Source organism: Curvibacter sp. APW13 (genome assembly GCF_032337135.1).
In the GTDB taxonomy this organism is placed as follows: Bacteria; Pseudomonadota; Gammaproteobacteria; order Burkholderiales; family Burkholderiaceae_C; genus Allorhodoferax.
This window is the reverse complement of sequence record NZ_JAVXZZ010000001.1, coordinates 1490820-1517077: the sequence shown is the minus strand read 5'-3', so window position 1 is coordinate 1517077 and position 26258 is coordinate 1490820. Positions and strand designations below refer to the sequence as shown.

Genomic DNA, 26258 nt, shown 5'->3' with positions numbered 1-26258 from the left:
TTAAGCGATGATTTTTGCCACGACGCCGGCGCCGACGGTACGACCACCTTCGCGGATAGCGAAGCGCAGGCCTTCTTCCATGGCGATCGGAGCGATCAGCTTGACGGTGATGGAGACGTTGTCACCAGGCATCACCATTTCCTTGCCTTCGGGCAACTCGATCGCGCCAGTCACGTCCGTGGTACGGAAGTAGAACTGGGGGCGGTAGTTGTTGAAGAAAGGAGTGTGGCGACCGCCTTCGTCCTTGGACAGGACGTACACCTCACCCGTGAAGTGGGTGTGGGGCTTGATGGAAGCGGGCTTGCACAGCACCTGGCCGCGCTCGACGTCTTCACGCTTGGTGCCGCGCAGCAGGATACCGACGTTGTCGCCAGCTTGACCTTGGTCGAGCAACTTGCGGAACATTTCCACGCCGGTGCAGGTGGTCTTCTGGGTGTCCTTGATGCCGACGATTTCGATTTCTTCGCCGACCTTGATGATGCCGCGCTCGACGCGACCGGTCACCACGGTACCACGACCAGAGATGGAGAACACGTCTTCCACGGGCATCAGGAAGGCGCCGTCCACGGCACGCTCAGGGGTGGGGATGTAGCTGTCCAGGGCGTCAGCCAGCTTCATGATGGCGCCTTCACCCAGGTCACCCTTGTCGCCTTCCATGGCGAGCTTGGCAGAGCCGTGAATGATGGGGGTGTCATCACCGGGGAAGTCGTACTTGGACAGGAGTTCGCGAACTTCCATTTCCACCAGTTCGAGCAATTCCTTGTCGTCGACCATGTCGCACTTGTTCAGGAACACGATGATGTAGGGAACACCCACCTGGCGAGCCAGCAGGATGTGCTCACGGGTCTGGGGCATGGGGCCGTCAGCAGCGGAGCAGACCAGGATGGCGCCGTCCATCTGGGCAGCACCGGTGATCATGTTCTTCACATAGTCAGCATGTCCGGGGCAGTCCACGTGGGCGTAGTGGCGGTTGGCGGTTTCGTATTCGACGTGGGCGGTGTTGATGGTGATACCGCGAGCCTTCTCTTCAGGAGCAGCGTCGATCTGGTCGTAGGCTTTGGCCTGACCGCCGAACTTGGCTGCCAGCACGGTGGTGATGGCTGCTGTCAGGGTGGTCTTGCCATGGTCCACGTGGCCAATGGTGCCCACGTTCACGTGGGGCTTGGTACGCGTGAATTTCTCTTTTGCCATTTATTTCTCCAAAGAACAAATCCGTGTAGTGGTTTTACGTCTGCACGGTGTTGCTGGATCGCCCCGCACGGAAAACAGGGCGGCACACCGTCGCAGACACTTGCAAATTATTTTGCGCGGGCAGCCATGATGGCTTCGGCAACGTTCTTCGGAGCTTCGGCGTAGTGCTTGAACTCCATGGTGTACGTTGCGCGGCCTTGCGACATCGAGCGCAGAGTGGTCGAGTAGCCGAACATTTCGGACAGGGGAACTTCGGCCTTGATGGCCTTGCCGCCACCGACCATGTCGTCCATGCCCTGCACCATGCCACGACGGGAAGACAGGTCACCCATCACGTTACCGGCGTAGTCTTCAGGCGTTTCGACTTCCACGGCCATCATCGGCTCGAGGATGACGGGGTTGGCCTTCTTGCAGGCTTCCTTGAAACCGAAGATGGCGGCCATCTTGAACGCGTTTTCGTTCGAGTCCACGTCGTGGTAGGAACCGAAAGTCAGCGCAACCTTCACATCCACCACGGGGTAGCCCGCCAGTACACCGGAGTTCAGCGCTTCGATGACGCCCTTTTCAACGGCAGGAATGAATTCACGGGGAACCACACCACCCTTGATCTCGTCGAGGAACTCGAAGCCCTTGCCTGCTTCATTGGGTTCGACGCGGAACACGACGTGACCGTACTGACCCTTACCGCCCGACTGACGCACGAACTTGCCTTCGACATCGGCCACACCTTTGCGGATGGTTTCGCGGTAGGCCACCTGGGGCTTGCCAACGTTGGCTTCCACGCCGAATTCGCGCTTCATGCGGTCCACGATGATTTCGAGGTGCAACTCGCCCATACCACCAATGATGGTCTGGCCGGATTCTTCGTCGGTCTGCACGCGGAAGGATGGATCTTCTGCAGCCAGGCGACCCAGAGCGATGCCCATCTTTTCCTGGTCGGCCTTGGACTTGGGCTCCACGGCCTGGCGAATCACAGGCTCAGGGAACACCATGCGCTCCAGGGTGATCACAGCAGAGGGATCACACAGGGTTTCACCGGTGGTCACGTCCTTCAGACCCACGCAGGCGGCAATGTCGCCGGCGCGGATTTCTTCCACTTCCTGGCGGTTGTTGGCGTGCATCTGCACGATACGGCCGATACGCTCTTTCTTTCCGCGCACCGAGTTGTACACGGTGTCACCCTTGGACAGAACGCCGGAGTACACGCGCACGAAGGTCAGTTGACCGACGAAGGGGTCGGTCATCAGCTTGAACGCCAGGGCGGAGAACTTTTCGCTGTCGTCAGCCTTGCGGTTGGCGGGCTGCTCGTCTTCGTCGGTACCCGACACCGGGGGAATGTCCACCGGAGAGGGCAGGAAGTCGATCACGGCGTCGAGCATGCGCTGTACGCCCTTGTTCTTGAACGCGGTACCGCACAGCATGGGCTGGATCTCGGTAGCGATGGTGCGGGTACGGATGCCGAACTTGATCTCGGCTTCGGTCAAGTCACCCTCTTCCAGGTACTTGTTCATCAGTTCTTCGCTGGCTTCGGCAGCAGCCTCAACCATGCCTTCGCGCCACTTCTTGGCGGTTTCGAGCAATTCAGCTGGGATGTCTTCGAAGGTGAACTTCATGCCTTGGGAGGCCTCATCCCAGATGATGGCCTTCATCTTGATCAGATCGACCACGCCCTTAAAACCTTCTTCGGCACCGATCGGGATGACGATCGGCACGGGGCTGGCCTTCAGGCGCAGCTTCATCTGGTCCACGACCTTGAAGAAGTTGGCACCGGTACGGTCCATCTTGTTCACAAAGGCCAAGCGAGGCACCTTGTACTTGTTGGCTTGGCGCCACACAGTTTCAGACTGGGGCTGCACACCACCCACGGCGCAATACACCATGCAGGCGCCGTCGAGCACGCGCATGGAACGCTCCACCTCGATCGTGAAATCCACGTGTCCAGGAGTGTCGATGATGTTGAAGCGGTGCTCGGGGTAGGACAGGTCCATGCCCTTCCAGAAGCAGGTGGTCGCAGCGGAAGTGATGGTGATGCCGCGCTCTTGCTCTTGCTCCATCCAGTCCATGGTGGCAGCGCCGTCGTGCACTTCACCAATCTTGTGGTTCACGCCGGTGTAAAAAAGAATACGCTCGGTGGTGGTGGTCTTACCAGCATCGATGTGCGCGGAAATACCGATGTTGCGGTAGCGCTCAATGGGAGTCGTACGGGCCATTTTGAGATCCTTGGTTGATCAGATTCAGAAGACGCCACGGACCCGGATAGGGTCCGTGGCGTGCGACCTTCAACGCTGCAGGGCACCGCCGGAACACTCCGACAGAACGCCCGACGACACCTGAAAGTCGCAGGTTCCGCCTTAGAAACGGAAGTGGGAGAACGCCTTGTTGGCTTCGGCCATGCGGTGAACTTCGTCACGCTTCTTCATGGCACCGCCACGACCTTCGGTCGCTTCCAGCAATTCGTTGGCCAAACGCAGGGCCATGGACTTTTCGCCACGCTTGCGGGCAGCTTCCTTGATCCAGCGCATGGACAGCGCCAGACGACGGACCGGACGCACTTCGACGGGCACCTGGTAGTTGGCACCACCGACGCGGCGGGACTTGACTTCCACCAGGGGCTTGACGTTGTTGATGGCCGTAGAGAAGACTTCCAGGGGATCCTTGCCCTGCACCTTCTTCTCGATTTGCTCGAGGGCACCGTAAATGATGCGCTCGGCAACAGCCTTCTTGCCGCCTTCCATGATCACGTTCATGAATTTGGACAGCTCTACATTGCCGAACTTGGGATCCGGCAGGATTTCACGTTTAGGGACTTCGCGACGACGTGGCATATTTCACCTCTTTGCTTCAGCTGGTGCCCTTAAGCACCGCGAGAGTTAATCAATAAGACTCTCACTTACTCGACCCAAACACCGGGTCACTTCGTTTATCTGCCGCGCCACGCAGCAAACAAACACCGTTTATTTGTCCAGACCGGCTTATTTGGCCTTGGGACGCTTTGCACCGTACTTGGAGCGCGCTTGCTTACGGTCTTTGACGCCTTGCAAGTCGAGCGAGCCACGGACGATGTGGTAACGCACACCGGGCAAGTCCTTCACACGACCGCCGCGAACCAGCACCACGCTGTGTTCCTGCAGGTTGTGGCCTTCACCGCCGATGTAGGAAATGACTTCGAAACCGTTGGTCAGGCGCACCTTGGCAACCTTACGCAGAGCGGAGTTCGGCTTCTTGGGCGTTGTGGTGTACACACGGGTGCACACACCGCGACGCTGCGGAGAGTTCTGCATCGCAGGACTCTTCGACTTGACTGTCTCGGCCTCGCGGCCTTGACGGATAAGTTGATTGATAGTTGGCATTGAAAACGTCCCTAAACGTTTGAAATTACGAAAACGTGAATCCCTTCGGAAATTCCGAAAAGCCTTCTAATGTAACAGAGTAAGGGTTTGCCCGCAAGGGCGGGGGCAGGCTCGGTCAATCCTCGGGCATGAAAAAGGGCGACCAAAGTCGCCCTGAGCAATGGAGGGGAGCTGTGGCTCAGCGTATCCACATGCGCATGGCGTCCCAAGCCCGCCCCAAAACGCCGGCCTGGTCGACCGCGTCGAGCGCCTGCAACGGAACTTCAGTGACCAAAACGTCACCAGCGAAGACCTTGAGCGAACCCAGTACTTGGCCCTTCGCGATGGGTGCCACCAAGGGTTCACTGCGCACCACCTGGGTCTTGATGCGTGAGGCCGTGCCCGACGGGATGGCAACCACCAGCGACTGAGACTTGCCCAGATTGACTTTGGACGCCTTGCCCTTCCACACGGCCGAGGTGGTCACCGCTGCACCGGGCTCGAACAACTTGACGGCATCGAAGGCCGTGAAACCCCAGTTGAGGAGCTTCTGGGATTCATTGGCACGGGCGTTTTCACTCTCTGCCCCAAGAACGATCGACAACAGGCGGCGCTGTCCTTTGGATGCTGTTTCACCACCCGTGGCCAGGTTGGCGTATTCGCGCTTGGCGGTGGCAATCAGACAGTAGCCCGCCGCATCGGTGTGCCCGGTCTTGAGCCCATCGACGGAAGGATCGCGGAACAACAACAGGTTGCGGTTGGTGTCGTTGGTTGAGGGCGTGCCCGGATACCGGTACTTCTTGATGGCGTAGTACCCCACGTAGTCGGGAAAGTCGGTCATCAGGCGGGTTGCCAGAATGCTCAGGTCGCGCGCCGTGGTGGTGTGCCCGGCTTCGGTCAGGCCTTCCGGGTTCTTGTAGCCGGTGGATTTCATGCCCAGCACCTTGGCTTGCTCGTTCATCATCTGCACGAAGCGCTCGGCGCTGCCACCCACGCCTTCGGCGAGCGCCATGGTGGCATCGTTGCCGCTTTGCACGATCATGCCCTTGATCAGGTCTTCGACCGGCACCTGCATCTTGGGATCGATGAACATGCGTGAGCCGGGCATTTTCCAGGCCCGCTCACTGACCGGCAGGGTCTGCTTGAGGTCGATCTTGCGCGACTTGAGGGCGTCAAACACCAGATACGCCGTCATCAGCTTGGTCAGCGAGGCGGGCTCGACCGGGCTGTCGATATCCTTGGCCGCCAGGATCTGGTTGGCGGTCACATCGAGTAACAGGTAGGAGCGGGCGGCAATTTCCGGGGGCACCGGAGCCTGGGCATGGACAGCCACACCAACCAGCAAGAGCAAAGCAGCAAAAAACGATTTCATCGACAACTCACACGATTCAGAAAGGGGAAACGGACACTCCCAGTGGAGGTCCGACAGACTCAGGCGTCCAGATGCCGCACCACCAGATTGCGCAGCAGCGGCAATTGTCCATGAAAGAAGTGCTCGACCCCAGGCAGGACGGTGACCGGCAACTGCTGGGGGCGCGCCCAATCGAACACCGCACTCAAGGGAACGGTGTCATCGACTTCGCCATGCACCACCAAGGTGCGCGCATGCAACTCGGGCGCGATCGGGGCCACCGTGAAACGCGACGCTGCCGTTCCGACCAGCACGACCTTGGCCACCTCGCGTTGGGCGGCCAGTCGCACCAGCGCATGGCTGGTGACAAACGCCCCAAACGAAAACCCCGCGAGCACCAGCGGCCCATGCGGCGCCATCTGCTCCACGACCGCCAGCATGTCATCCAACTCGCCGCGCCCACCGTCATGGCTTCCCTGCGACGCCCCGACGCCACGGAAGTTGAAGCGCACCGCCTGCCAACCTGACAGCACACACGCCCGCGCCACGGTCTGCACGACCTTGTTGGTCATGGTGCCGCCAAACAGCGGATGGGGGTGCGCCACCACCGCCACACCGCGGACAGGCTGGCCATCGGTCGGCTGCGGCCGATCGACCAGGGCTTCAATGGCACCCGCGGGACCTTGCAACTGAACAGTCTGGTTAGTGGAATTCATGGATAAGCTACAAAATTCATAGCTGCATTCACAACAATTGCAAGGGCTACAGCCAAATTACCCGGTGATCAGCGACCCACACCGGGTGGCACACACAGTCGCTCGACAACCTTGCCGTTTTTCAGGTGTGATTCGACGATTTCATCGATATCGCTGAGGTCAACGTAGCTATACCAGGTGCCTTCGGGGTAGACCACAGCCACCGGCCCGGCCGCGCACCGATCTAGGCACCCCGCCTTGTTCACCCGCACCTGGCCAGGGCCATTGAGGCCGGCTTGCTTGACGCGCGCCTTGCAGTGCTCGAAAGCCGCCTGGGCCTGGTGCTGGGCGCAACAGGCCTCGCCATTGCTGCGCTCGTTCAGACAGAAGAAAACGTGGTGCTGGTAGTAGGAAGGCATCCCGCGATTCTAGTTTTTGACCTGGCGCTGCCCCAGGCGGACGACCAGATAGGCCCCACAGGCGTAAGGCCAGCACCAACCCAGCCACTGGGAAAGTCCATTGAAGCGCATGAAGCGCCCCTGCTCCCACTCTTGCAGCATCTGGGCGAAATAGGGGCTGTGGGGCGCATCATTGAGCTCCACCAGCAGCACGCCCAGTCCCAGCAGCGCCAGCGAGGCACTCACCCGCCAGGGCGCAAAAGCCAAGGGCAAGGCCACGGCAACCGCCGCCCCCATGCCCACTTGGCTCGGGAGGTCCAGCCAGCTCCAGGCATGCTGGGGCCCCCAACTCATCGCAGCGGAAAGGGCCGTGGCCAGCGCCCCCGCCAGGCCCAAACCCACAATGCCCAACAACCGATGGCGCAGCTCCCGCAGCACGGTGAACGCCAGCAGGAACACGATCAGCAAACCGAGGAACACACAAACGGCCTGTGCGCCCGCGCCAAGCGGGTCACTGACCGGCTCGTAGATTTCCCACCAATCCTGGGCAAAAGAGCCCTCCAGCCACTCCACCACGGTGGCCTGCACCCGCTCCAGGACCTGCCCCAGCCCAAAGGGCACCGGCGCGGGAAACAGCAAGGCCAGCGGCCACAGCAGCAACAGCACCAGGCCGCCCCGCGACTCCGCCACCAGCCAGCGCTCGCGCAGCCGGCTCCAGCGTGACAGCAACCCCAACCGGAAACCCAGCAGCACCACAGCGGTCCCCAGCGCCGCTCCCGCCGTGTTGAGCAGGCAGTCCTCGCGCGAAGGCACGCGTGCAGGCAGGTAGGTCTGCAGCGCTTCCATGCTGGCAGAGAGCACGAAGCCGATCAGCGTCGGCCACAAGGCAGCGCGGTGCGCCTGGCTGGAGCGGACCAGGCCGACTGCCAGCAAGGCCCCCAGCGGCATGTAGCCAAGAACGTTGACCGTGACATCAAAGCCGGTCCAGTAGCGTGGAACCGGCGCCAGCCAGTAGCCCCACGGCTGCGCGCCGGCATCGCGCCAGGGGCCGAACGGAAACAGGCTGGCATACACAATGAGCCCGATGAAAACCCAGGCCAGAGGCCAGGCGGTGCTCTTGTGCTGCGGCATGGGGATCAGAACGGTTTGACCACCACCAGCACCACGATCGCCACCAGCAGCAGCACGGGCACCTCATTGAACCAGCGGTACCAGACATGGCCATGGCGCGGCTCACCAGCCTCGAAACGGCGCAGCATGCGGGCACAGGCGTGGTGGTAGCCCAGAACGGCCAGTACCAGGGTCAGTTTGGCGTGCATCCACCCGTTGCCTGGTCCCCAGCCTATGCCATAGCCGGCCCACAGCCACAGGCCCAGCGACAAGGCAACCACCGCGAGCATGTGCGAAAAACGCAGCAGCTTGCGCGCCATGAGCAGCAGCCGCTGGCGTTCCTGGTGCGAATCGGGCTCCACCATGGCCAAGTTCACGAAGATCCGGGGAAGGTAGAACAGGCCCGCAAACCAGCTGGCCACAAAGACGATATGGAAGGATTTGACCCAGAGCATGGCTGGAGTGTAGCCAGCGTTCCGGTCACAAGCTGCTTGCAGCGTGCGTCGCAGGCAAACTTTGCACAGCAAAGTGAAGCGCAACGGCCGAAGACAAAAAAAACCCCAGCACAGGGCCGGGGTCTAAGCCTATTTGCTGTCACACATCAAGGCTCCGCTCAGGGAGGAAAAGCGGAGGGTAGCAAGCTACCCGGGATGAAATGTAGCAAAGAAGAATCACCTCTTCAACACTTTTTTGTAAATTTCCGCACAGATTCTGTGCCCTTTCGCCCCGCGCGACCTGCCATGCACCTTGAACAGGCAGCCTGCTGCCTTGATCTGGCGCATGGCCGCCCCGTGCAATCTGGGGCAGAATTTGCCCATGACTGTCTTTGCCCCCTACCCCCATGGCCGCCCCCGTCGCCTGCGCCGCGACGCCTTCACACGCAACCTGGTGCGTGAGAACACGCTCACCGCCCACGATCTGATCTACCCGGTCTTCGTGGTCGATGGCCAGAACCAGCGCGTGCCGATCGCCTCCATGCCGGGCGTGGAGCGCCTGAGCCTGGACCTGTTGCTGCCGGTGGCCGAAGACTGCGTCCGCTTAGGCATTCCGGTCATGGCCCTGTTCCCGGTCATCGACCAGTCGCTCAAGACCTACGATGGCAAGGAAGCGCTGAACCCCGACGGCCTGGTGCCACGGGTGGTGCGGGCACTGAAGAAGGAATTCCCCGATCTGGGCGTCATGACCGACGTGGCGCTGGACCCGTTCACCAGCCACGGCCAGGATGGCTTGCCGGATGACAGCGGCTACATCCTCAATGACGAGACCGTGGCCATTTTGGTAAAGCAGGCACTGACCCAGGCGCGCGCCGGGGTCGACATGGTGGCACCCAGCGACATGATGGACGGGCGCATCGGCGCCATTCGTGCCGCGCTCGAAGCCGAGAAACTGGTGCACACACGGATCATGGCCTACAGCGCCAAGTACGCCAGCGCCTTTTACGGCCCGTTCCGCGACGCCGTGGGCTCGGCCAGCAACCTGGGCAAGAGCAACAAGAAGGTCTACCAGATGGACCCGGCCAACACCGACGAGGCCCTGCGCGAAGTCGCCATGGACATTGCCGAAGGGGCGGACATGGTGATGGTCAAGCCCGGCATGCCCTACCTCGACGTGGTGCGCCGCGTGAAGGACGAATTCAAGGTGCCGACTTTCGCCTACCAGGTGTCGGGCGAATACGCCATGCTCAAGGCCGCGGCCCAGAACGGCTGGCTTGACCACGACGCGGTGATGATGGAAAGCCTGCTCGCCTTCAAGCGTGCCAGTGCCGATGGCATCCTGACCTACTTCGCCCGCGATGTCGCTCGATTGCTACAAAACAAGTAGCGCCTTACGCACTATCCACGAGGACAGAAGCCCCTTTCTGCACTGAACACCAATGCGCATCTTTCGCCTGAGCGGCAATGACATCCTGGCGGTCGACACGCTCTCCGCCCTGGGCGCCCCCTCGGCGGGCAGTTTTGCCTGGGTATCGTGCACGCGCGAAGCGCTGCAGGCCCACCTGGCCGACATCCAGGCGACCTTGCAGCAATGGGGCGGCGCGCAGCTGGTGGACCTGCACGTGTCCGACCTGCTCAACCGGCAGCTGCCATCGCATTACGACTACACGGCCCAGTACGATGTGCTGGTGTTTCGCCGCTTGGCGGCCGCGCAGGCCGGCACCAGCGCCACGCTGGCCCCGGCGCCGCGCAGCGGACCGCCGATCCTGCGCCGCATCGACACCAGCCCGGTGGGATTCGTGGTGATGGAAAGCATCGTGCTCAGCGTGCACCCCAGCGACTGCACCGTGCGCGACGCCTACGCCGACAAGCTGCTGCAGAGCAGCTCCAATGATCTGCGCGCTGCAGGATCACGGGTTCCGAGCAGTCCGCCCGACCTGATGCTGCGCATTGTTAACACCATGGTGGACGGTTTTCTGGAGTTGCGGCGCGAGCTCAACCACCAGCTCGACCACTGGCAGGCCGAGCTGCTCGACCCCAGGACGCGTTTCAACAACTGGAGCGCCCTGCTGGAGGCGCGCGTATCGCTGCACCAGCTCGATGAAGTCTGCGAAGACCAGCGGGCCGCCATCCAGGACTGGATCGAGGCGGTGAAGACATGGCCCGAGGCCGCCACACCGGCACTGTCCCGCGAGCGCGACCTGCTGCAGGTGCGCGGACGCGACGTGCTGGAGCACATCGAGCGCGTGGTGCACCATGTGCGTCGGTTGGAGCAAAGCATGGAGACAGCGGTGCAGATGCACTTCAGCGCGCAAGGCAACCGCACCAACGACATCATGCGCACGCTCACAGCGCTGACCGCCGTGTTCCTGCCACTGAACCTGATTGCCGGCATCTTCGGCATGAATTTCGACGCCATTCCGCTGCTGCACAGCGCCAGCGGCTTCTGGTGGGCGATGGGTTCGATGTCACTGATCGCCGCCGTTCTCATCGGCCTGTTCTGGCGCAAGCGCTACATCGCCCGCACCGACCGCTGATCCCCGCCCAAGTTGGCGTCAATTTCGCGCGTAGGCCACGTTGAAGCGCTGCACGCCGGGGTATTGCCCGATCTCGCGTGCCAATTCCGACAGCGGCGCCATGGTCCGGCGACTGCGCGCCACGGCCACGAAGCTCCAGGTCGTGGCTCCGGCATTCATGGAGATCACGATGCTGCCGGTGGCCAGGTCATAGCCGCGTGCAGCGGCCATGTCCATCAGGGCTTTCTGCTGCACCTGCACCCCCGGTGCGAACTCAAGCATCAGGGCCACAGCCTGGCGCGAGGGCAGCCAGCCTTCGAGCTTGGACACCCACACCATGCAGATGGCGCTGAGCAGCGCGAGTGACATGGCCGCGATGTACAAGCCGACGCCGACCATGACGCCGATGCCCGAGGCTGCCCACAAGGACGCCGCGGTGGTCAGGCCACTGATGGTGAAGCCTTCCTTCATGATGACCCCGGCGCACAGGAAGCCGATGCCGGTGAGGATGCCCTGGATGACGCGTGTGAGGTCGCCGTTGTTGAACACCGTCATGGTGGTGCTGCCGCCGTACCAGAAGTGCGAGTAGCCGCCGATGACGGTCAGGGCGCACGAGGCCATGCACACCAGGCCATAGGTACGCATGCCGGCAGCGCGGCCGTGGTAGGCCCGCTCGTAGCCCACCAGCAGCCCCAGGGCGAGTGCGCCCAGCAGATGCAACAGGATGAACACATTGGCCTCGATCATCGGGGCCGACCAATAGGAAGAGAGCGTGGGCAGGGTGAACATGCCTGCCACCCTACGCCTTTTTGCGCGTGGACGCTATCGGTTTTTCACTGAATGCCGAACAGCCGTGCGGCATTGCCCCAGGCGATGGCCGACGCGACGTCGGCCGGCAAGTCCGACAGCCATTGGCGGTACTCCTCCATCTGTGCTTCGTAGTACTGCCAGCGCGGATTGATCCAGGTGTCCGAGCCGATGACAAAACGCTGGGGAAAGGCCAACAGCAGCGCCCGCCAGGCCTCGCACAGGCGCGCCCGGCCGTCGGGCAGGGGACAGGTCAGTCCGGGCCGGTAGGACAATTCACCCACCAAACCCGGGTAACGCCGCAACAAGGCCCGCACGCGTTCCACCGGCACACCGCTGATGCCGGTATGGGCCCAGACCAGACGCAGGCTGCGCCCCCCGTCGGGCAAGGGATCAAGAAGTCGCTCGATGGCCACATCGTCTACGTGGGCCAGCACCACCAGCTGGCGTGCGTGGGCCAAGGCCATCAGGCGCCGGGCGGTCTCGCCCTCGGCATGGGCACTGTCGTACAGATGGAACTCGCCGATGCCGCGAAAGGGCCCGGCCGCCGTTCCCCGCGCCAATTCGCCCTCGACCATGGTGTAGATCGATGGGTCGGCAAACCAACTGCCGTAGTCGTCGCGGTTGCGGTAGAGGCGCACGAAGGGAACCACCTGTACCCCGGCAGCCTCGCGCTGCGACTGCGCCGCAGCCAGTGCCAGCGTCCCATCGTTGGGGCGGGAGTTGGCCAACACCGCCCGCACCCCGCTGCGCTGCATGCGGGCCAGCACATCGGCGACCGGGTGGGCATCCCGCGCTTCGACGTTGTAGTGCAGGTGGGCATCAAAGATCGGGCCGTCGTAGCGCTGTGCCAGCTGCCCCCAAACCTGCGACCAGACCAGCCCCAGCAGCACACCCCACCCGAGACCTCGCCCCAGTTTCACCATGTTGCCTCCATGCTGTCTGAGGGTGGGTTGTACTCCAGCGCGCATGCCCCGGCAAGCTGCACGCCCATGCGCTGCCTGCGGTACCATGGCGCGCCACCACCTCTGCACCCCACCCATGGACCTCAAACCCCTGGTTACCCTGCTGGCCATCGTCAACCCGCTGGCCATCATCCCCTTCTTCATCCACTACACCGAAGGGTTCAGCGCGGCACAGCGGCGCAATACCGTATGGGTGTCGTCGGTGAGCTGCTTTGTCGTGATCGCCGTGTGCGCGCTGGCGGGCCTGCACATCCTCGAATTCTTCGGCATTTCGCTGGCCAGCTTCCAGGTCGGCGGCGGCATGTTGCTGCTCATCAGCGCCATGAACATGCTCAATGCGCAGCCGGCCGAAGCCAAGTCCAGCAGCCATGAACTCGAAGACGGTGCCGCCAAGGCGGCCATGGGCGCCAGCATCGCCGTGGTGCCACTGACCATTCCGCTGCTGACAGGGCCGGCCACCATGTCCACCGTGGTGATCTATGCCGACAAGGCCAAAACCTTCTGGCAACTCACCACCCTGGTGGGCTATGGCGTGGTGATCGCCGTCGCCACGGCCGTGTGCTTCTCGCTGGCCCAACCGATCGCCCGGGTGCTCGGCAAGACCGGCATCAACGTGATGACGCGCCTGATGGGCCTGATCCTGGCGGCGCTGGCGGTGGAGGTGATGTCCGACGGTCTGGGCAAGCTGTTCCCCGTGCTGGGAGGTGCCACATGACTGCAGACCTCGCGTCAATGGAGGCGGCCCTGGCCCAGCTGCGCAACGGCCAGATCGGGGCCCAGGCCTTCTCTGGCCATGCACGGGCACAGACTGCGCTGCTGGCCACGCTGCCACCACGTTACACCGAGGTGCTGCAGCAACTGCTCACCCGGCTTGAATCCAGCGCCCTGTTTTCGGAGGAAAGCTGCTCGTTCAGCCAGAGCGCCCTGCTGGACAACCTGCAGGTCTGGCTGGACAAGGCCCGCGAACAGCTGGCCAAAGCAGGCTAGCGGGACGGGCGGCTAGCGCGCGGCGTTGGCGGCCAGCCAGCGCTCCAGCGCCTCCAGCACTGTGTCGCTGGCCTGTGCCAGAGCCCGAACGCCACCGGGTGCGTCGGCACTGGCGCAGGGGCGCTGCGACTCGAAGGTCTGCTGGTCCAGCAGTTGTTCGGTACCCCCACGCCAGGCGCTGAGCGTCGCCCGCAGTCGTACCCGCACGCTGGCCTGGTCGGCCGCGCTGAAGGTCTGGCTGAAATCTTCCAATTCAATCCGCAACACCAGCCCCGGGCCGCGGCCCTGCACGCCATCGGCCGGGTTCAGTACCGGGTGCTGGGACGCCAGACGCTGGCGCAGGCGCTGCTCCAGCAATTCGGGAACCGGCATGCTCCAGCGCGCCTGGGCGTAGGCGCGGCTTTGCAGGGCATCGCTGTAGACCAGCCGGTACAGCATGTGGGTGCCATCCAGGCTGCTGGGGGCATGGACCCCGGCCAGCCACACGGGCACGCCCGGTGGGGATGGCGCCTGTTGCGCTGGCACCACCGGGCCCAAGTCGTAACGGTCACCCTGGCTCGCGCCTTTGGAGACCGCGCACCCGCCCAAGGCGCCAGAAATAACGAGAAACAAGGCTCCAGCCCATATGGATATTGCATCAGCAGCTCTTTTTTTCATAGCGTCTCGCAGCACATTCAGGATCAGCGGGGAGCGGGGGAAACAAAGCCTTTTTCGCCCGGCCCCGGCAAGAGCTGGGGTTTGCCCCACAGCAGCGATTGTGGCTGTTCGCTGAGCTGCTCTGCCGCTTGCCCGAACTGGCGCACACTGCGTTGCGACTCCTCTGCCGTGCGGTTGGCACGCGGCAGCACACTGCCATTGAGCGTTCGGGCGGTCACGGCGAGCGACTCGGCACTCTGGTTCAGTCGCTCCAGCGTGCCGCCGGGCTCACCCAGGCGCTGCGCCAGCTTGCGGTAATCGTCGGAGGCCAGTCGGAAGGCCTCGGCACTGGCGCTCATGCGCTCACCGGCCTGGCGCATGCTGCGAAACGAGCTGCCGGCGTCCTCGGCCAGCTGCGGCAGGTTCAGGCTGCCCGGCCCCTGGGCCGGTCCGAGTGCGGCCTGGGCCCGCGCCGACAGGGCCGAAATGCTGGCGGCGGCGTCACCGAGCTGGGTGACGGCCTTCACCAGGGCTTGCTGGTTGGCGGGCGACAACAGGCCGTTGACCCGCTGCGTGGTCTGCTCCACCTGGCTCAGGATGGCGCCGCCCTGTTCGGTCAGGCGCGCCATGAGGTTGGTGCGCAGGGGAATGCGCGGCAACCCTTGGCCAGCAACCAGCGCGACCGGTGCCGCTCCTGGCGCCTCATCGAGCTGAATGTAGGACAGCCCCGTGAGCCCCTGGAAGGCCAGCGTGGCATAGGTGGCCTGGGTCACCGGTGCCTGCTCATCCACGGAGATGGTGATGAGCACGTTGCCGCGCACCTGCGGGTCCAGCGCAATACTGGTGACACGGCCTACTGGCACCCCCTTGTAGCGCACGGCGGCCTGCGGCTGCAACCCGGTGATGGCGTCGGCGCTGGAGATCTCGTAGCTGCGCCGCACGGTGTCGTCGCGGGTGAGCCAGTAGGCCAGCAGCGCCATCAGGGCAGCCGCCAGCAGCACGAAGACGCCGGACACGATGGCATGCGATTTGTTTTCCATAAGTCCTCTATTTACACCTGCTCGCCCTGCTGGCGCAACAGCTCCATGGCCCGGTGCCCGCGCCCCCCCAGAAAGAACTCGCGCACGAAGGGGTGGTCATAGGCCAGCACCTCGCGTATCGGCGCGTTGATGAGTACCCGTTTCTCGGCCACCACGGCGATGCGTGTGCTGAGCTCGTACAGGGTATCGAGATCGTGCGTCACCATCACGATGGTCAAGCCCAGTTCCGCATGCAACGAACGCAGCAGCTTGCAGAACGCATCGGAACTGTCGGGGTCGAGCCCGGCCGTCGGTTCGTCGAGCAGCAGCAGCGGCGGGTCCAGCACCAGGGCACGGGCCAAGGCCACGCGCTTGATCATGCCACCTGAGAGGTCGGCCGGCATCTTGTGGGCGTGGCTGGCGTCCAGACCCACCATCTGCAGCTTGACCATGGCCACGTCGCGCACCAGATCCGCTGGCAGGCCGTGCAGCTCGCGCAGCGGAAAGGCGATGTTTTCCAGCACCGAGAAGGCCGAGAACAGTGCGCCGTGCTGGAACAGCATGCCCACCTGGCCCGCTGCTCCACTGGCCGCCAGGCTGCCGGCTGGCTGGCCCAGCACCGTGACCGTGCCACGGTGGGCGGTCTCCAGCCCCAGCATCTGGCGCAGCAGCACCGTCTTGCCCCCGCCCGAACCACCGACGATGCTGAGGAAATCGCCCCGGTGTATCGTCAGATCCAAGTCCTTGTGGATGACGGCGGTTCCCTGCACGGTCTTGAACACCGACCACAGGCCGCGGATGTCGACGATGACGGCGCGTTCGCTCACAGCCCCACGTCCCGGAACAGGATGGCGAACACCGCGTTGACGATGATCACCAGGGTGATGGACGTGACGACCGAGGCCGTGGTGCCTTCGCCCAGGCTCTGGGTGTTGGGCAGCACCCGCAGGCCATAGTGGCAACCCACCAGCGCGATCACCAGACCGAACACGGCGGACTTGCCCACCGCAAGCCACAGGTTGGCCACCTTCACGGCCTTGGGCAGGGCACTGAGGAAGTAGCCCGGCGTCAGTCCCAGCGCGACGTCCGCGACCACCATGCCGCCCACCAAGGCCGCCACCATGGTCCAGACAGCCACCAGGGGCATCACCGCCACCATGGCGAGCGCACGGGGCAACACCAGGCGAAAGCCACGCGCAATGCCCATGACGCGCATGGCATCGATCTCTTCCGTAACGCGCATGACGCCGATCTGCGCCGTGATGGCCGAGCCGCTTCGACCGGCCAGCAAAATGGCTGCCAGCACCGGCCCGAGCTCCCGGATCACCGACAGCCCCAGGATGTTGACGATGAAGATGTCGGCGCCGAAGGTGCGCAGCTGCTTGGACATCAGGTAAGCCAGCACGACGCCAATGAGAAAACCCACCGCCGCCGTGATGGGCAGGGCCGTGGCACCGATGCGGTAGATGTGGCCGGACAGGTCACGCCAGGGCCCCTGGCGCGGGTGGCGCACCAGGGTCACCAGGTCCAGCGCCAACTGGCCCAGCAGTCGCAAGGCCCCCAGCGCGTGGTCGACCAGGCCATGGCCCCAGCGCCCGACGCTGGCCAGCCACTCCCAAGCCGTAGTGTGGTGCACGGCGGGTGGCGGCACGGTGAAGCGGGCCACGCGCTCCAGCATGGCGCGCTGGGCCGGCAGCGCCTGCAGCGATGCGGGCCAGGCATGGCCCCACAGGTTCCACAGCCATTGCGCCGCCGTGTGGTCCATGCGGATGATGGTGCGCAGATCCCAGTCCCGCACCTGGCCCAGCGCCGGCATCGATGCCTGCAGCTGCCCCCAGTGACGCGCCATGAGCGCGGCACTCCAGCGCCCATGCAGCAGCGCCTGGGTTCCTGCGGGCACAGTGCGCAGTTCGATGCGGGGTGTCTGGTCGTGCTCAGTCATGGTGTGCGGGGTGCTGCATGGTAGCGCTGCTTCGCACTGAGCGCGCCAGCACTGTGGGGTTTTGGCCGCAAAATAGCCCCCAGGAGACCGAACCATGAACACCACCGAACCAGCAGACGTACTGATCGAGCAACGCGGCCCCGTGCTGTGGCTCACCATCAATCGCGAAGAACGGCGTAATGCCATGAGCCACAACGTGCTCGCCCTGTTGGCGCAGGCCATCACGGGGGCACAGAACCAGCGCGACATCCGCGCCATCGTGCTCACCGGCGCCGGCAGCAAGGCCTTCTGCGCGGGGGCCGACCTGCAGTCATCCAAGGCCTTCACCACCGACTATTCCGACCCACACGGCCACCTGGCCCAGGTGCTGCGTGTGGCCAAGGCCAGCACGGTGCCGCTGATTGCCCGCGTCAACGGCGCCTGCATGGCCGGCGGCATGGGCCTGATGGCCATGTGCGACATGGCCGTAGCCTCCAGCCATGCCATTTTCGGACTGCCCGAAGTCAAGGTCGGCGTATTCCCGGCGCAGGTACTCGCCGTGCTGCAGCACCTCATTCCGCGACGGGTGCTGGTCGAGATGTGCATCACCGGCGAGCCCATCACCAGCGCCCAGGCGCTGGAATACGGGCTGGTCAACCACGTGGCCGACGATGTGGATGCCAAGCTGCAATGGCTGCTGGAGCGCCTGCTGGACAAGTCACCGGCGGCCATCCGCCGCGGCCTCTACACCCTGAAGAAGGCTGAGGCCATGTCGTTCGAGGAGGCCATGGCCTTCACCGAAAGCCAGATCGCGCTGTTCACGCTCACCGACGATGCCAAGGAAGGGCAAAAGGCCTTTCAGGAAAAGCGCAAACCGGTCTGGGTGGGACACTGAGCGCCCGCCAATTCCGACGCTGTCCCCGCCATGCAAGCCAACCTCGTTCACAGTGACCTGATGCACACCATCGCCGCGGTGCTTTTCGCCGTGGCCCTGCTGCATACCTTCGGCGCCAAGCTGTTCGAGTCATTGGCCCACCGCCATCCGGCGCACGCCGGCCTGCTCCACCTGCTTGGGGAGGTCGAGGTGGTGTTCGGCTTCTGGGCCATGGTGCTCATCGTGGCCATGGCACTGGTGGCCGGTGGCGACCAGGCCGTTGCCTACGCCGAGTCACGCCAGTTCACCGAGCCCTTGTTCGTGTGCGTCGTCATGGTGGTCGCCGCCTCGCGCCCGGTGCTCGAAGCCGTGCGCGCCAGCCTGCACACCGTCGCCCGCGCACTGCCGCTGCGCCCGAGCGTTGGCATGGCCTGGCTGGGCTTGGCCGTGGTTCCGTTGCTGGGTTCGCTGATCACCGAGCCGGCGGCCATGACCCTGGCCGCGCTGATGCTGGCGCCGGTGGTATTCGTGGCTGCAGTGCCGGAGCGCCTGCGCTACGCCGCGCTGGGTGTGCTGTTCGTGAATATCTCCATCGGCGGCACGCTTACCGCCTATGCCGCACCCCCGGTGCTCATGGTGGCGCAGACTTGGCAGTGGGACAGCGCCTTCATGCTGCAGACCTTTGGCTGGAAGGCCGCACTGGCCGTGCTGGTCAATGCCACCGTGCTGGTGCGCCTGATCCACCGCCACCTGCCCGACGCCCCGGCCAGCGATACCGGTGAAGCGGCGACGCCCATCCCCTGGAGTGTCAGCGCCGTGCACCTGGCCTTTCTCGCCGGGGTGGTGCTGCTGGCCCACTACCCGGTGCTCTTCCTCGGGCTGTTCCTGTTCTTCCTCGGCTACGCCCATGCCTACCAGCGCTACCAGAGCCCGCTGATCCTCAAGGAAGGCCTGCTGGTCGGCTTTTTCCTCGCCGGGCTGGTGGTGCTGGGGGGCATGCAGCAGTGGTGGCTGCAACCCATCGTGGCAAGCCTGGAACCCACGGCCCTGTTCCTGGGCGCCATGGCGCTGACCGCCGTGACCGACAACGCGGCACTCACTTACCTGGGCTCACTCATCACCGGCATCAGTCCGACCTCGCAGTACATGCTGGTGGCCGGTGCGGTGGCAGGCGGCGGCCTTACCGTCATTGCCAATGCCCCCAACCCCGCCGGCGTGGCCTTGCTGCGCGACCGCTTCTCGGCCGGTGCCGTGGGCGCCGGGGGCTTGCTGGCCGGTGCCCTGTTACCCACGGCTGTGGCCGCGGCAGCCTTCTATTTCCTATGAGCGTGTGCCGGACCGCCCCAAGCACGCTCGCACCGCAGTGCGCAGCACACAGGTTTTCCCATGACTGACACCACCTTCGACTACATCATTGTCGGCGCCGGCACGGCCGGTTGCCTGCTGGCCAATCGCCTCAGTGCCAATGCCTCCAAGCGCGTGCTGCTGATCGAAGCCGGTCGCAAGGACGACTACCACTGGATCCACATCCCCGTGGGTTACCTCTACTGCATCGGCAACCCGCGCACCGACTGGCTGTACCAGACCGAGCCGGGCGCCGGCCTCAACGGGCGCAGCCTGCGCTACCCGCGCGGCAAGGTGCTGGGGGGCTGCTCCAGCATCAACGGCATGATCTACATGCGCGGCCAGTCGCGCGACTACGACGGCTGGGCCCAGCAGGTGGGAGATGCGGCCTGGAACTGGGACAACTGCCTGCCTTACTTCCGGTTCCACGAAGACCACCACCTGGGCAGCAACGGTTTGCATGGTGCCAAGGGCAGCGCCGCAAGCCTGCCCGGCAGCACGCCGGTCTACCGCCAGCTGCTCGAACACCACCAGGCAGGCGGCGAATGGCGGGTGGAGAAGCAACGCTTGCGCTGGGACGTGCTCGACGCGTTTGCACAGGCTGCCACACAGGCCGGCATTGCCGCCACGACCGATTTCAACCGCGGCAGCAACGAGGGCGTGGGCTACTTCGAAGTGAACCAGAAGAGCGGCTGGCGCTGGAACACGGCCAAGGCCTTCCTGCGCCCCATGTGCTACGCCCGCCCCAACTTCGAACTCTGGAGCAGCGCCCAGGTAGCCAAGCTGGTGCTCGAAGAGGCCACTGACGGCTCGGAACGTCCGCTGCGCTGCACCGGGGTGCAGGTGTGGGATGGCAGCGAGCTGGTCACCGCCACGGCCCGCAGCGAGGTGCTGCTGTGCGCGGGCGCCGTGGGCAGCCCACAGATCCTGCAACTGTCGGGGCTCGGCCCGCAAGACCTGCTGCAACAGCACGGCATCCCGGTGCGTGCGCACCTGCCCGGCGTGGGGGCCAACCTGCAGGACCACCTGCAGATCCGCGCGGTCTTCAAGGTCAGCGGCACCACCACGCTCAATACCCAAGCCAACAGTTGGTGGGGCAAGGCGAAGATTGGACTCGAATACGCCTTCCGGCGCAGTGGGCCCATGAGCATGGCCCCGAGCCAGCTCGGCGCCTTCACGCGCAGCGACCCGTCTCAACCCTGGCCCAACCTCGAATACCACGTGCAGCCGCTGAGTCTGGACGCCTTCGGCCAGCCCTTGCACCCCTTCAACGCCTTTACCGCCAGCGTCTGCAACCTCAACCCCACCAGCCGCGGTACCGTGCGGATCCAGAGCCCGGACTTCCGCCAGGCCCCGGCCATCGCCCCCAATTACCTGTCGACGGAGGAAGACCGCAAGATCGCGGCCGACTCACTGCGCCTGACGCGCACCATCGTGGCGCAACCTGCACTGAAACCGTTCCAGCCCGAGGAATACAAGCCCGGCGTTCAGTTCCAGAGCGACGAGGAGCTGGCCAGGCTGGCTGGCGACATCGCCACCACCATCTTCCATCCCGTGGGCACCACCCAGATGGGGCGCACCGAAGGACCCGATGCCGACCCGATGGCAGTGGTGGATAGCCGACTGCGGGTACGGGGCGTGGCAGGCTTGCGCGTGGTGGACGCCGGCGTGATGCCCCGCATCACCAGCGGCAACACCAACTCGCCCACGCTCATGATTGCGGAGAAAGCGGCCCAGTGGATTGCTGCCGACACCTGGTAGTGGCCCCATTCGCAGGGTAAATCCTAATAGGCACGGTGTTTGCTTAGAGCTACAGTATCCGTTATTCGTTGTCAGGCAACTGCGAATTTCAGAATACGAAGCCCGAGAGACAACACCGCAAAAGAAATCCATACCGCGGTGCTCACACTTCAAAAAAGCTGCGCGCCACGATGCAGTACCCTACGCAAGCACCGGTAACCCCGGTGCTTTTTTTTGCCTTCTCTCCAGGTAAATCTGGTTTGCGCTTGACCCAAGTCAAGCCAGCCTGCCACTCCAATCCCTACATTCCGGTACCCAACTTGGAGTATTGCCGTGTTCTTCCGTCCCGCATGGGCTGGACTGGTGCTCGCATGTTTCGCGCTACCCGCCCTGCCTGCAGACCTTCAAAAAGATCGCCTTAGCCGAATCGAAACAACCAAGACCCTGCGGGTGTGCATCTGGCCCGACTATTACGGCATTTCTTACCGTAACCCCAAGTCCCTGCAGTTGATCGGCATCGATATTGACAACGCCCAGGCCGTGGCCAAGGAACTGGGGGTGCAGGTGCAGTTTGTTGACAGCTCCTTTGCCAAGCTGGTGGAGGATGTGACGGCAGACAGATGCGACATCGCCATGTTCGCGGTGGGAATCACCCCGGCTCGCCAGGAGAAGCTGCGCTTTACCCAACCCCACCTCGTCAGCGACATCTACGGCATTACCACCAAGACCAACCGCCGCATCCAGTCGTGGGCTGACATCGACCGCCCCGGCGTGGTGGTGGCCGTAGCCAAAGGGACACTGCATGAGCCGGTGATGAAGGCAAAACTCCGAAACGCCGAGCTGCTGGTAGTGGACACACCGGCCGCTCGCGAACAGGAAGTGCAGTCCGGTCGGGCCGACGTGTTCATGACCGATTACCCGTTCAGCCGGCGGATGCTGGACAACAGCGAGTGGGCACGCCTGGTATCGCCCACAGAAACCTACCACCTGACACCCTATGGGTGGGCCATGGCCTACGGCGACGACCGCTTCTTCGCCCGCATCGACAAGGCGCTGGGAGACATGAAGCGCGATGGCCGCCTGCTGGCCAATGCCCGCAAGCACGGTCTGGAAGCCATCGTCGCCAAATGATCCGCTGGACAGCGCGCGCCCTCCAGGCGTCGGCCCGTCGCCATGGGGTTTTCCTGCTGGCCATGGCGGTGCTGGTGGGCGGTTCGCTGAGCGCCTTGGGCTACATGCTGTGGCGACTGCACGACCAGGCCTTGCGCCAGGCTGAATCCACGCTGCAGGTGCACGCACGCAACTTCGAGGAGCAACTGACCCAGGCCTTGCAAGTCATCGCGCTCACGGCCATCAACCTGGATGCCGCCGTCGCCGCACGCGACGACAGCAGCGAGCTCAACCGCCGCCTGACCTATGCCGTCAAGCCCCTGCCCTATGTGCGTTCGCTCTCGGTGGTCGATGCAAAGGGCCGGATACTGGCCAGTTCCAGCCCGCGCAACGTTGGTCAACAGATTTCGCTGTCGACGTTCTATCCAGGCCTGCAGGGGCCGAGCGATGTGCTGCGCGTTGGCTTGGCGTGGACCGGGCGAGACATCGCCAACGCGTTCGATCCCAACGGCCAAGCGGCCCCGGCACGCAGCGACTTTTCCTTCATTCCGGTGCTGCGCACCATTCCGTCCGACACCCAGACGGTGTGGCTGCTGGCCACCCTGAACAGCGATTACTTCATCAACTCCAGCCTGCAGATGCTGCGACCGGAGCACGACCACCTGGACTGGTTCCGCTACGACGGACTGCTGCTGCTTTCCAACGACGCCGACCGAGCGCTGAACGTACACGACACCGGACTCGCGCTGGAACAGCGTGTCGCACAGTCCGAGCAAGGTGTCATCGCACAGAGCAGGCACGCCGGCACCGGTGCCTCAGTGATGAGTGCCTACCGTACCTCCAGCCGCTTCCCGCTCATCGTCAGTGTGCACACCCACCGCGACGCGATCACCCAACTTTGGGCGGCCGATGCGGGTCGCATCGCCACGGTAGTGCTGCCCATCCTGCTGGGTCTGGTGGTGGCCGGCATCGTGATCCACCGCAGACGCCTTGTCCTTCAGCAACAGCAGCAGCTTGCCGCCACGGTGTTTGAAAGCAGTCCCGATGCGATCATCGTGACCGACGCCCAGGCTCGCATCATTTCGGTCAACGCAGCATCGCTCTCGGTCACCGGCTACCGCAGCGAGGAACTCATTGGCAACAATCCGCGCATGCTGGGCTCGGGCCAGCATCCACCGGCCTTCTACCAGGCGCTGTGGCACAGCGTACACACTACCGGGCACTGGCACGGCAAGCTCAGCAACCGGCGCAAGGATGGGACGGTCTACACTGCATTGCTGGAGATCAACGCCGTCTACCTGCCCGATGGCAGTCTGCGCCATTACACCGGGCTGCTGCAGGACATCACGGCGCAGGAATCAGCACAACAAAGGCTGCAGATCGCCGCCGGGGTGTTCGACCACGCGGCCGAGGGCATCATGATTACTGACATGCGGGGCAACATCCTGGATGTCAACAGCGCTTTCAGCCAGATCACCGGCTATGCCCGAGACGAAGTCGTCGGTCGCAGCACGCGGCTACTGAGCTCTGGACACCAGCCCAAGGAGTTCTATGCGCAGATGTGGGCCGCGCTCCGGGACGCAGGTCAGTGGAGCGGTGAGGTGGTCAATCGGCGCAAGGATGGCGAGGTTTATGCCGAACATCTCGCGATCAGCACCGTGTCCGATGCCCAGGGCAAGTCTGTGCGGTATGTGGCCCTGTTTTCCGACATCACCGAAAAGAAGCGTCAGGAGCACCGTCTGCTGCAGATTGCCCACTACGATGCACTCACCGGTCTGCCCAATCGGGTACTGCTTTCGGACCGGCTACGCCAAGCCATGGCCCATACCCACCGCACCCGGCAGCCGCTGGCCGTGCTGTTCCTTGATCTGGATGGGTTCAAATCTGTCAATGACAAGCACGGTCATGAAGCTGGCGATCAACTCCTGGTCGAGTTGGCCCAGCGCATGCGCAAGGCCTTGCGCGAAAACGACACGCTTTCGCGCATTGGTGGCGACGAATTCGTGGCGGTTCTGACTGGCGTCGCATCGGCCGATGGCTGCATTCCCCTGTTGGACCGTCTGATCCATTGTGCCGCCCAGCCATTCGAATACCACGGACAACTGCTGCGCGTGTCGGCCAGCGTAGGGGTGACGGTATACCCACAGCCTGAGGAAGTGGATGCCGAACAGCTCATGCGACAGGCAGACCAGGCGATGTACCAGGCCAAGGTCGCCGGAAAGAACCGGTACCACTTCTTTGACACCCTGCAGGACAGCGACGTGCGAAGTCGCCATCTGCAGTTGCAGAACGTTCGAGCCGGACTCGCTCGCTCCGAGTTCGTCCTTTACTACCAACCCAAGGTCAACATGCGCACTGGGGCCTTGCTGGGGCTCGAGGCCCTGATCCGCTGGCAACACCCCGAACGTGGCCTGCTATCGCCGATCGCGTTCCTTCCCTTCCTGCACAACCACCCCATGGCCTTGGAGTTGGGGCGTTGGGTGCTGGGCACGGCACTGGCGCAAGTTGCGCAGTGGCAGCAGGAAGGCCGCAAGGTGGCAGTCAGCGTCAACATCGACCCGCTGCACCTGCAATCTGAGCGCTTCGTACAGGAATTGCAGGAGATGCTGGCTCGCCATCCCAACGTGGCACCGGAGCAGCTCGAACTGGAGGTGCTGGAATCCAGTGCGATGGACGACGTGAGCCAGGTCACCGGGGTGATTCAACGTTGCAGGTCCTTGGGAGTGCGGTTCGCGCTGGACGACTTTGGCACCGGTTACTCCTCTCTGAACCACCTGCGCCACCTGCCTGTGCAGACCGTCAAGGTCGACCAGAGCTTCGTGCGCGGCATTCTGGACAGCGCGGACGATCTGGCGATTCTGCAGGGAGTCATCGGACTATCCACCGCATTCCAGCGCACGCTAGTGGCCGAAGGGGTAGAGACACGAGCCCACGGAGCGCTATTGCTGCAGCAGGGGTGCGAAGGCGGCCAAGGCTATGCCATTGCCCACCCCATGCCCGCTGGCGATGTGTGGCACTGGCAACAGAACTGGCGTCCTGAATTCGAAGCGCTTGAGCAGGCCATGGGCTAAGGTCGGTTGCAAATGCGCAACTGCTGCGCCCACCTGCCATCAGCCGCCTTGATTCCCAAAATTCGCCGGGGTTCTCATGCAGCCTGACGTGCGATCACGCGTCGGTACTGCATGGCTTCTGCGACATGCGCCACCTGCACGCCGTCGCTGGCGGCCAGGTCGGCAATGGTGCGGGCAATGCGCAAGGTACGGTGGGTGCCGCGCGCCGACCACCCCAACTGGGCCGCCGCCGAGGCGATGAAGCGGGCCGCCGAATCCTCCAGCCCCATGCACTGGTCCAGATCCGCACCGGCCAGGCGCTGATTGCTGCAACCCTGGCGTGCCAGGGCCCGGGACCACGCGGCATGGGCACGCGCACGCACTGCGGCACTGCCTTCCCCCGGTGGCGTCTGCAGCAAATCGGCCGCGGGCAGGGCCTGCACGTCGACATGCAGGTCGATGCGGTCCATCAGCGGGCCACTGAGTTTGGCCTGGTAGCGGCTTACCTGGTCCGGGGTGCAGCGGCAGGCCCGCACGCTGGAGCCCAGGTAGCCGCAGGGGCAGGGGTTCATGGCGGCAATCAGCTGGAACTGCGCCGGAAACTCGGCCCGCTGCGTCGCACGCGCGATGGTGATGGTGCCGGTCTCCAGCGGCTCGCGCAGGGCTTCCAATGCCATGCGGCTGAATTCGGGAAACTCGTCCAGAAACAGCACCCCATGGTGGGCCAGCGAAATCTCGCCCGGCCGTGGCGGATTGCCGCTGACAGGTGTTTTGCTATTTG

The 26258-nt window shown here is 63.9% G+C and carries 24 protein-coding genes and 1 pseudogene; 9 read left to right on the top strand and 16 right to left on the bottom strand.

Annotated elements, in window-relative coordinates:
• The 9 genes from tuf to RQP54_RS06955 all read right to left on the bottom strand — a co-directional run bounded on the left by tuf (position 1) and on the right by RQP54_RS06955 (position 8529).
• Positions 1-1191, bottom strand: a complete 1191-nt coding sequence (gene tuf, locus RQP54_RS06995; protein ID WP_315677453.1) for an elongation factor Tu — start codon at positions 1189-1191, stop codon at positions 1-3.
• A gap of 107 nt (positions 1192-1298) precedes the next feature.
• Positions 1299-3401, bottom strand: coding sequence for an elongation factor G (gene fusA / locus RQP54_RS06990; RefSeq protein ID WP_315677452.1), 2103 nt, complete (start codon positions 3399-3401; stop codon positions 1299-1301).
• A gap of 141 nt (positions 3402-3542) precedes the next feature.
• On the bottom strand, positions 3543-4016 hold the full coding sequence (gene rpsG / locus RQP54_RS06985; protein ID WP_315677451.1) for a 30S ribosomal protein S7: 474 nt from the start codon (positions 4014-4016) through the stop codon (positions 3543-3545).
• Between the two features lie 147 nt (positions 4017-4163).
• Positions 4164-4541, bottom strand: a complete 378-nt coding sequence (gene rpsL, locus RQP54_RS06980; RefSeq protein ID WP_315677450.1) for a 30S ribosomal protein S12 — start codon at positions 4539-4541, stop codon at positions 4164-4166.
• Positions 4542-4719: 178 nt separating this feature from the next.
• Positions 4720-5892, bottom strand: a complete 1173-nt coding sequence (locus tag RQP54_RS06975) for a D-alanyl-D-alanine carboxypeptidase family protein (protein WP_315677449.1) — start codon at positions 5890-5892, stop codon at positions 4720-4722.
• A gap of 59 nt (positions 5893-5951) precedes the next feature.
• The gene (locus RQP54_RS06970; RefSeq protein ID WP_315677448.1) at positions 5952-6587 is read right to left on the bottom strand and encodes an alpha/beta hydrolase; all 636 of its coding nucleotides are present in this window, start codon (positions 6585-6587) and stop codon (positions 5952-5954) included.
• A gap of 68 nt (positions 6588-6655) precedes the next feature.
• Positions 6656-6985, bottom strand: a complete 330-nt coding sequence (locus RQP54_RS06965) for a (2Fe-2S) ferredoxin domain-containing protein (protein ID WP_315677447.1) — start codon at positions 6983-6985, stop codon at positions 6656-6658.
• A gap of 9 nt (positions 6986-6994) precedes the next feature.
• Entirely contained in the window at positions 6995-8095 is a 1101-nt protein-coding gene (locus RQP54_RS06960) for a VanZ family protein (RefSeq protein WP_315677446.1), read from the bottom strand.
• Positions 8096-8100: 5 nt separating this feature from the next.
• Positions 8101-8529 (bottom strand): CopD family protein, encoded by a 429-nt coding sequence (locus RQP54_RS06955; RefSeq protein ID WP_315677445.1) that lies wholly within the window; start codon positions 8527-8529, stop codon positions 8101-8103.
• Between the two features lie 361 nt (positions 8530-8890).
• On the opposite strand from RQP54_RS06955, the gene hemB reads away from it, so the two are divergent.
• Together hemB and RQP54_RS06945 are read left to right on the top strand one after the other, a co-directional pair.
• A complete protein-coding gene (hemB, locus tag RQP54_RS06950; RefSeq protein ID WP_315677444.1) occupies positions 8891-9895 on the top strand; it encodes a porphobilinogen synthase in 1005 nt (334 codons plus the stop codon).
• 52 nt (positions 9896-9947) lie between these two features.
• The gene (locus RQP54_RS06945; RefSeq protein WP_315677443.1) at positions 9948-11045 is read left to right on the top strand and encodes a magnesium transporter CorA family protein; all 1098 of its coding nucleotides are present in this window, start codon (positions 9948-9950) and stop codon (positions 11043-11045) included.
• 18 nt (positions 11046-11063) lie between these two features.
• On the opposite strand, the gene RQP54_RS06940 is transcribed toward RQP54_RS06945, so the two are convergent.
• Together RQP54_RS06940 and RQP54_RS06935 are read right to left on the bottom strand one after the other, a co-directional pair.
• A complete protein-coding gene (locus tag RQP54_RS06940; protein WP_315677442.1) occupies positions 11064-11813 on the bottom strand; it encodes an MgtC/SapB family protein in 750 nt (249 codons plus the stop codon).
• Between the two features lie 44 nt (positions 11814-11857).
• The gene (locus RQP54_RS06935; RefSeq protein ID WP_315677441.1) at positions 11858-12757 is read right to left on the bottom strand and encodes an amidohydrolase family protein; all 900 of its coding nucleotides are present in this window, start codon (positions 12755-12757) and stop codon (positions 11858-11860) included.
• A gap of 115 nt (positions 12758-12872) precedes the next feature.
• On the opposite strand from RQP54_RS06935, the gene RQP54_RS06930 reads away from it, so the two are divergent.
• Positions 12873-13511 carry a MarC family protein gene (locus tag RQP54_RS06930; protein WP_315677440.1) on the top strand — a complete coding sequence of 213 codons (639 nt, stop codon included), beginning with the start codon at positions 12873-12875 and terminating at the stop codon, positions 13509-13511.
• On the top strand, positions 13508-13783 hold the full coding sequence (locus RQP54_RS06925) for a hypothetical protein (RefSeq protein WP_315677439.1): 276 nt from the start codon (positions 13508-13510) through the stop codon (positions 13781-13783). Before RQP54_RS06930 ends, RQP54_RS06925 begins: the two co-directional genes overlap by 4 nt.
• Before the next feature lie 12 nt (positions 13784-13795).
• Here RQP54_RS06925 and RQP54_RS06920 read toward each other — a convergent pair whose 3' ends face one another.
• From RQP54_RS06920 to RQP54_RS06905, 4 genes are all read right to left on the bottom strand, one after another.
• Positions 13796-14395: an ABC-type transport auxiliary lipoprotein family protein gene (locus RQP54_RS06920; protein WP_315677438.1), complete on the bottom strand. Its 600-nt coding sequence runs from the start codon at positions 14393-14395 to the stop codon at positions 13796-13798.
• 68 nt (positions 14396-14463) lie between these two features.
• On the bottom strand, positions 14464-15459 hold the full coding sequence (locus tag RQP54_RS06915) for an MlaD family protein (protein ID WP_315677437.1): 996 nt from the start codon (positions 15457-15459) through the stop codon (positions 14464-14466).
• A gap of 11 nt (positions 15460-15470) precedes the next feature.
• Positions 15471-16265 carry an ABC transporter ATP-binding protein gene (locus tag RQP54_RS06910; RefSeq protein ID WP_315677436.1) on the bottom strand — a complete coding sequence of 265 codons (795 nt, stop codon included), beginning with the start codon at positions 16263-16265 and terminating at the stop codon, positions 15471-15473.
• On the bottom strand, positions 16262-17380 hold the full coding sequence (locus RQP54_RS06905) for an ABC transporter permease (RefSeq protein WP_315677435.1): 1119 nt from the start codon (positions 17378-17380) through the stop codon (positions 16262-16264). The genes RQP54_RS06910 and RQP54_RS06905 overlap by 4 nt, the downstream gene beginning before the upstream one ends.
• Before the next feature lie 94 nt (positions 17381-17474).
• On the opposite strand from RQP54_RS06905, the gene RQP54_RS06900 reads away from it, so the two are divergent.
• The 5 genes from RQP54_RS06900 to RQP54_RS06880 all read left to right on the top strand — a co-directional run bounded on the left by RQP54_RS06900 (position 17475) and on the right by RQP54_RS06880 (position 25498).
• The gene (locus RQP54_RS06900; RefSeq protein ID WP_315677434.1) at positions 17475-18254 is read left to right on the top strand and encodes an enoyl-CoA hydratase/isomerase family protein; all 780 of its coding nucleotides are present in this window, start codon (positions 17475-17477) and stop codon (positions 18252-18254) included.
• Positions 18255-18284: 30 nt separating this feature from the next.
• Positions 18285-19559 (top strand): putative Na+/H+ antiporter, encoded by a 1275-nt coding sequence (locus RQP54_RS06895; RefSeq protein ID WP_315677433.1) that lies wholly within the window; start codon positions 18285-18287, stop codon positions 19557-19559.
• Between the two features lie 60 nt (positions 19560-19619).
• Complete coding sequence (locus RQP54_RS06890) at positions 19620-21338, top strand: GMC family oxidoreductase (protein WP_315677432.1); 1719 nt, start codon at positions 19620-19622, stop codon at positions 21336-21338.
• A gap of 312 nt (positions 21339-21650) precedes the next feature.
• Complete coding sequence (locus RQP54_RS06885; RefSeq protein WP_315677431.1) at positions 21651-22448, top strand: ABC transporter substrate-binding protein; 798 nt, start codon at positions 21651-21653, stop codon at positions 22446-22448.
• The gene (locus RQP54_RS06880) at positions 22445-25498 is read left to right on the top strand and encodes an EAL domain-containing protein (RefSeq protein ID WP_315677430.1); all 3054 of its coding nucleotides are present in this window, start codon (positions 22445-22447) and stop codon (positions 25496-25498) included. Before RQP54_RS06885 ends, RQP54_RS06880 begins: the two co-directional genes overlap by 4 nt.
• 74 nt (positions 25499-25572) lie before the next feature.
• Here the strand turns inward: RQP54_RS06880 and RQP54_RS06875 are convergent.
• Positions 25573-26235, bottom strand: a pseudogene (locus RQP54_RS06875) (ATP-binding protein); the annotation flags it as partial.
• Positions 26236-26258: the final 23 nt, after the last annotated feature.

What these genes read in the sequence shown, in the direction of transcription:
- RQP54_RS06975 (WP_315677449.1), bottom strand. Translation starts at nt 5,892, where the DNA reads ATGAAATCGTTTTTTGCTGCTTTGCTCTTGCTGGTTGGTGTGGCTGTC.
- RQP54_RS06915 (WP_315677437.1), bottom strand. Translation starts at nt 15,459, where the DNA reads ATGGAAAACAAATCGCATGCCATCGTGTCCGGCGTCTTCGTGCTGCTG.
- RQP54_RS06905 (WP_315677435.1), bottom strand. Translation starts at nt 17,380, where the DNA reads ATGACTGAGCACGACCAGACACCCCGCATCGAACTGCGCACTGTGCCC.
- RQP54_RS06925 (WP_315677439.1), top strand. Translation starts at nt 13,508, where the DNA reads ATGACTGCAGACCTCGCGTCAATGGAGGCGGCCCTGGCCCAGCTGCGC.
- RQP54_RS06960 (WP_315677446.1), bottom strand. Translation starts at nt 8,095, where the DNA reads ATGCCGCAGCACAAGAGCACCGCCTGGCCTCTGGCCTGGGTTTTCATC.
- RQP54_RS06935 (WP_315677441.1), bottom strand. Translation starts at nt 12,757, where the DNA reads ATGGTGAAACTGGGGCGAGGTCTCGGGTGGGGTGTGCTGCTGGGGCTG.
- rpsG (WP_315677451.1), bottom strand. Translation starts at nt 4,016, where the DNA reads ATGCCACGTCGTCGCGAAGTCCCTAAACGTGAAATCCTGCCGGATCCC.
- fusA (WP_315677452.1), bottom strand. Translation starts at nt 3,401, where the DNA reads ATGGCCCGTACGACTCCCATTGAGCGCTACCGCAACATCGGTATTTCC.
- RQP54_RS06880 (WP_315677430.1), top strand. Translation starts at nt 22,445, where the DNA reads ATGATCCGCTGGACAGCGCGCGCCCTCCAGGCGTCGGCCCGTCGCCAT.
- hemB (WP_315677444.1), top strand. Translation starts at nt 8,891, where the DNA reads ATGACTGTCTTTGCCCCCTACCCCCATGGCCGCCCCCGTCGCCTGCGC.
- RQP54_RS06965 (WP_315677447.1), bottom strand. Translation starts at nt 6,985, where the DNA reads ATGCCTTCCTACTACCAGCACCACGTTTTCTTCTGTCTGAACGAGCGC.
- rpsL (WP_315677450.1), bottom strand. Translation starts at nt 4,541, where the DNA reads ATGCCAACTATCAATCAACTTATCCGTCAAGGCCGCGAGGCCGAGACA.
- tuf (WP_315677453.1), bottom strand. Translation starts at nt 1,191, where the DNA reads ATGGCAAAAGAGAAATTCACGCGTACCAAGCCCCACGTGAACGTGGGC.
- RQP54_RS06970 (WP_315677448.1), bottom strand. Translation starts at nt 6,587, where the DNA reads ATGAATTCCACTAACCAGACTGTTCAGTTGCAAGGTCCCGCGGGTGCC.
- RQP54_RS06900 (WP_315677434.1), top strand. Translation starts at nt 17,475, where the DNA reads ATGAACACCACCGAACCAGCAGACGTACTGATCGAGCAACGCGGCCCC.
- RQP54_RS06940 (WP_315677442.1), bottom strand. Translation starts at nt 11,813, where the DNA reads ATGTTCACCCTGCCCACGCTCTCTTCCTATTGGTCGGCCCCGATGATC.
- RQP54_RS06930 (WP_315677440.1), top strand. Translation starts at nt 12,873, where the DNA reads ATGGACCTCAAACCCCTGGTTACCCTGCTGGCCATCGTCAACCCGCTG.
- RQP54_RS06890 (WP_315677432.1), top strand. Translation starts at nt 19,620, where the DNA reads ATGACTGACACCACCTTCGACTACATCATTGTCGGCGCCGGCACGGCC.
- RQP54_RS06945 (WP_315677443.1), top strand. Translation starts at nt 9,948, where the DNA reads ATGCGCATCTTTCGCCTGAGCGGCAATGACATCCTGGCGGTCGACACG.
- RQP54_RS06955 (WP_315677445.1), bottom strand. Translation starts at nt 8,529, where the DNA reads ATGCTCTGGGTCAAATCCTTCCATATCGTCTTTGTGGCCAGCTGGTTT.
- RQP54_RS06895 (WP_315677433.1), top strand. Translation starts at nt 18,285, where the DNA reads ATGCAAGCCAACCTCGTTCACAGTGACCTGATGCACACCATCGCCGCG.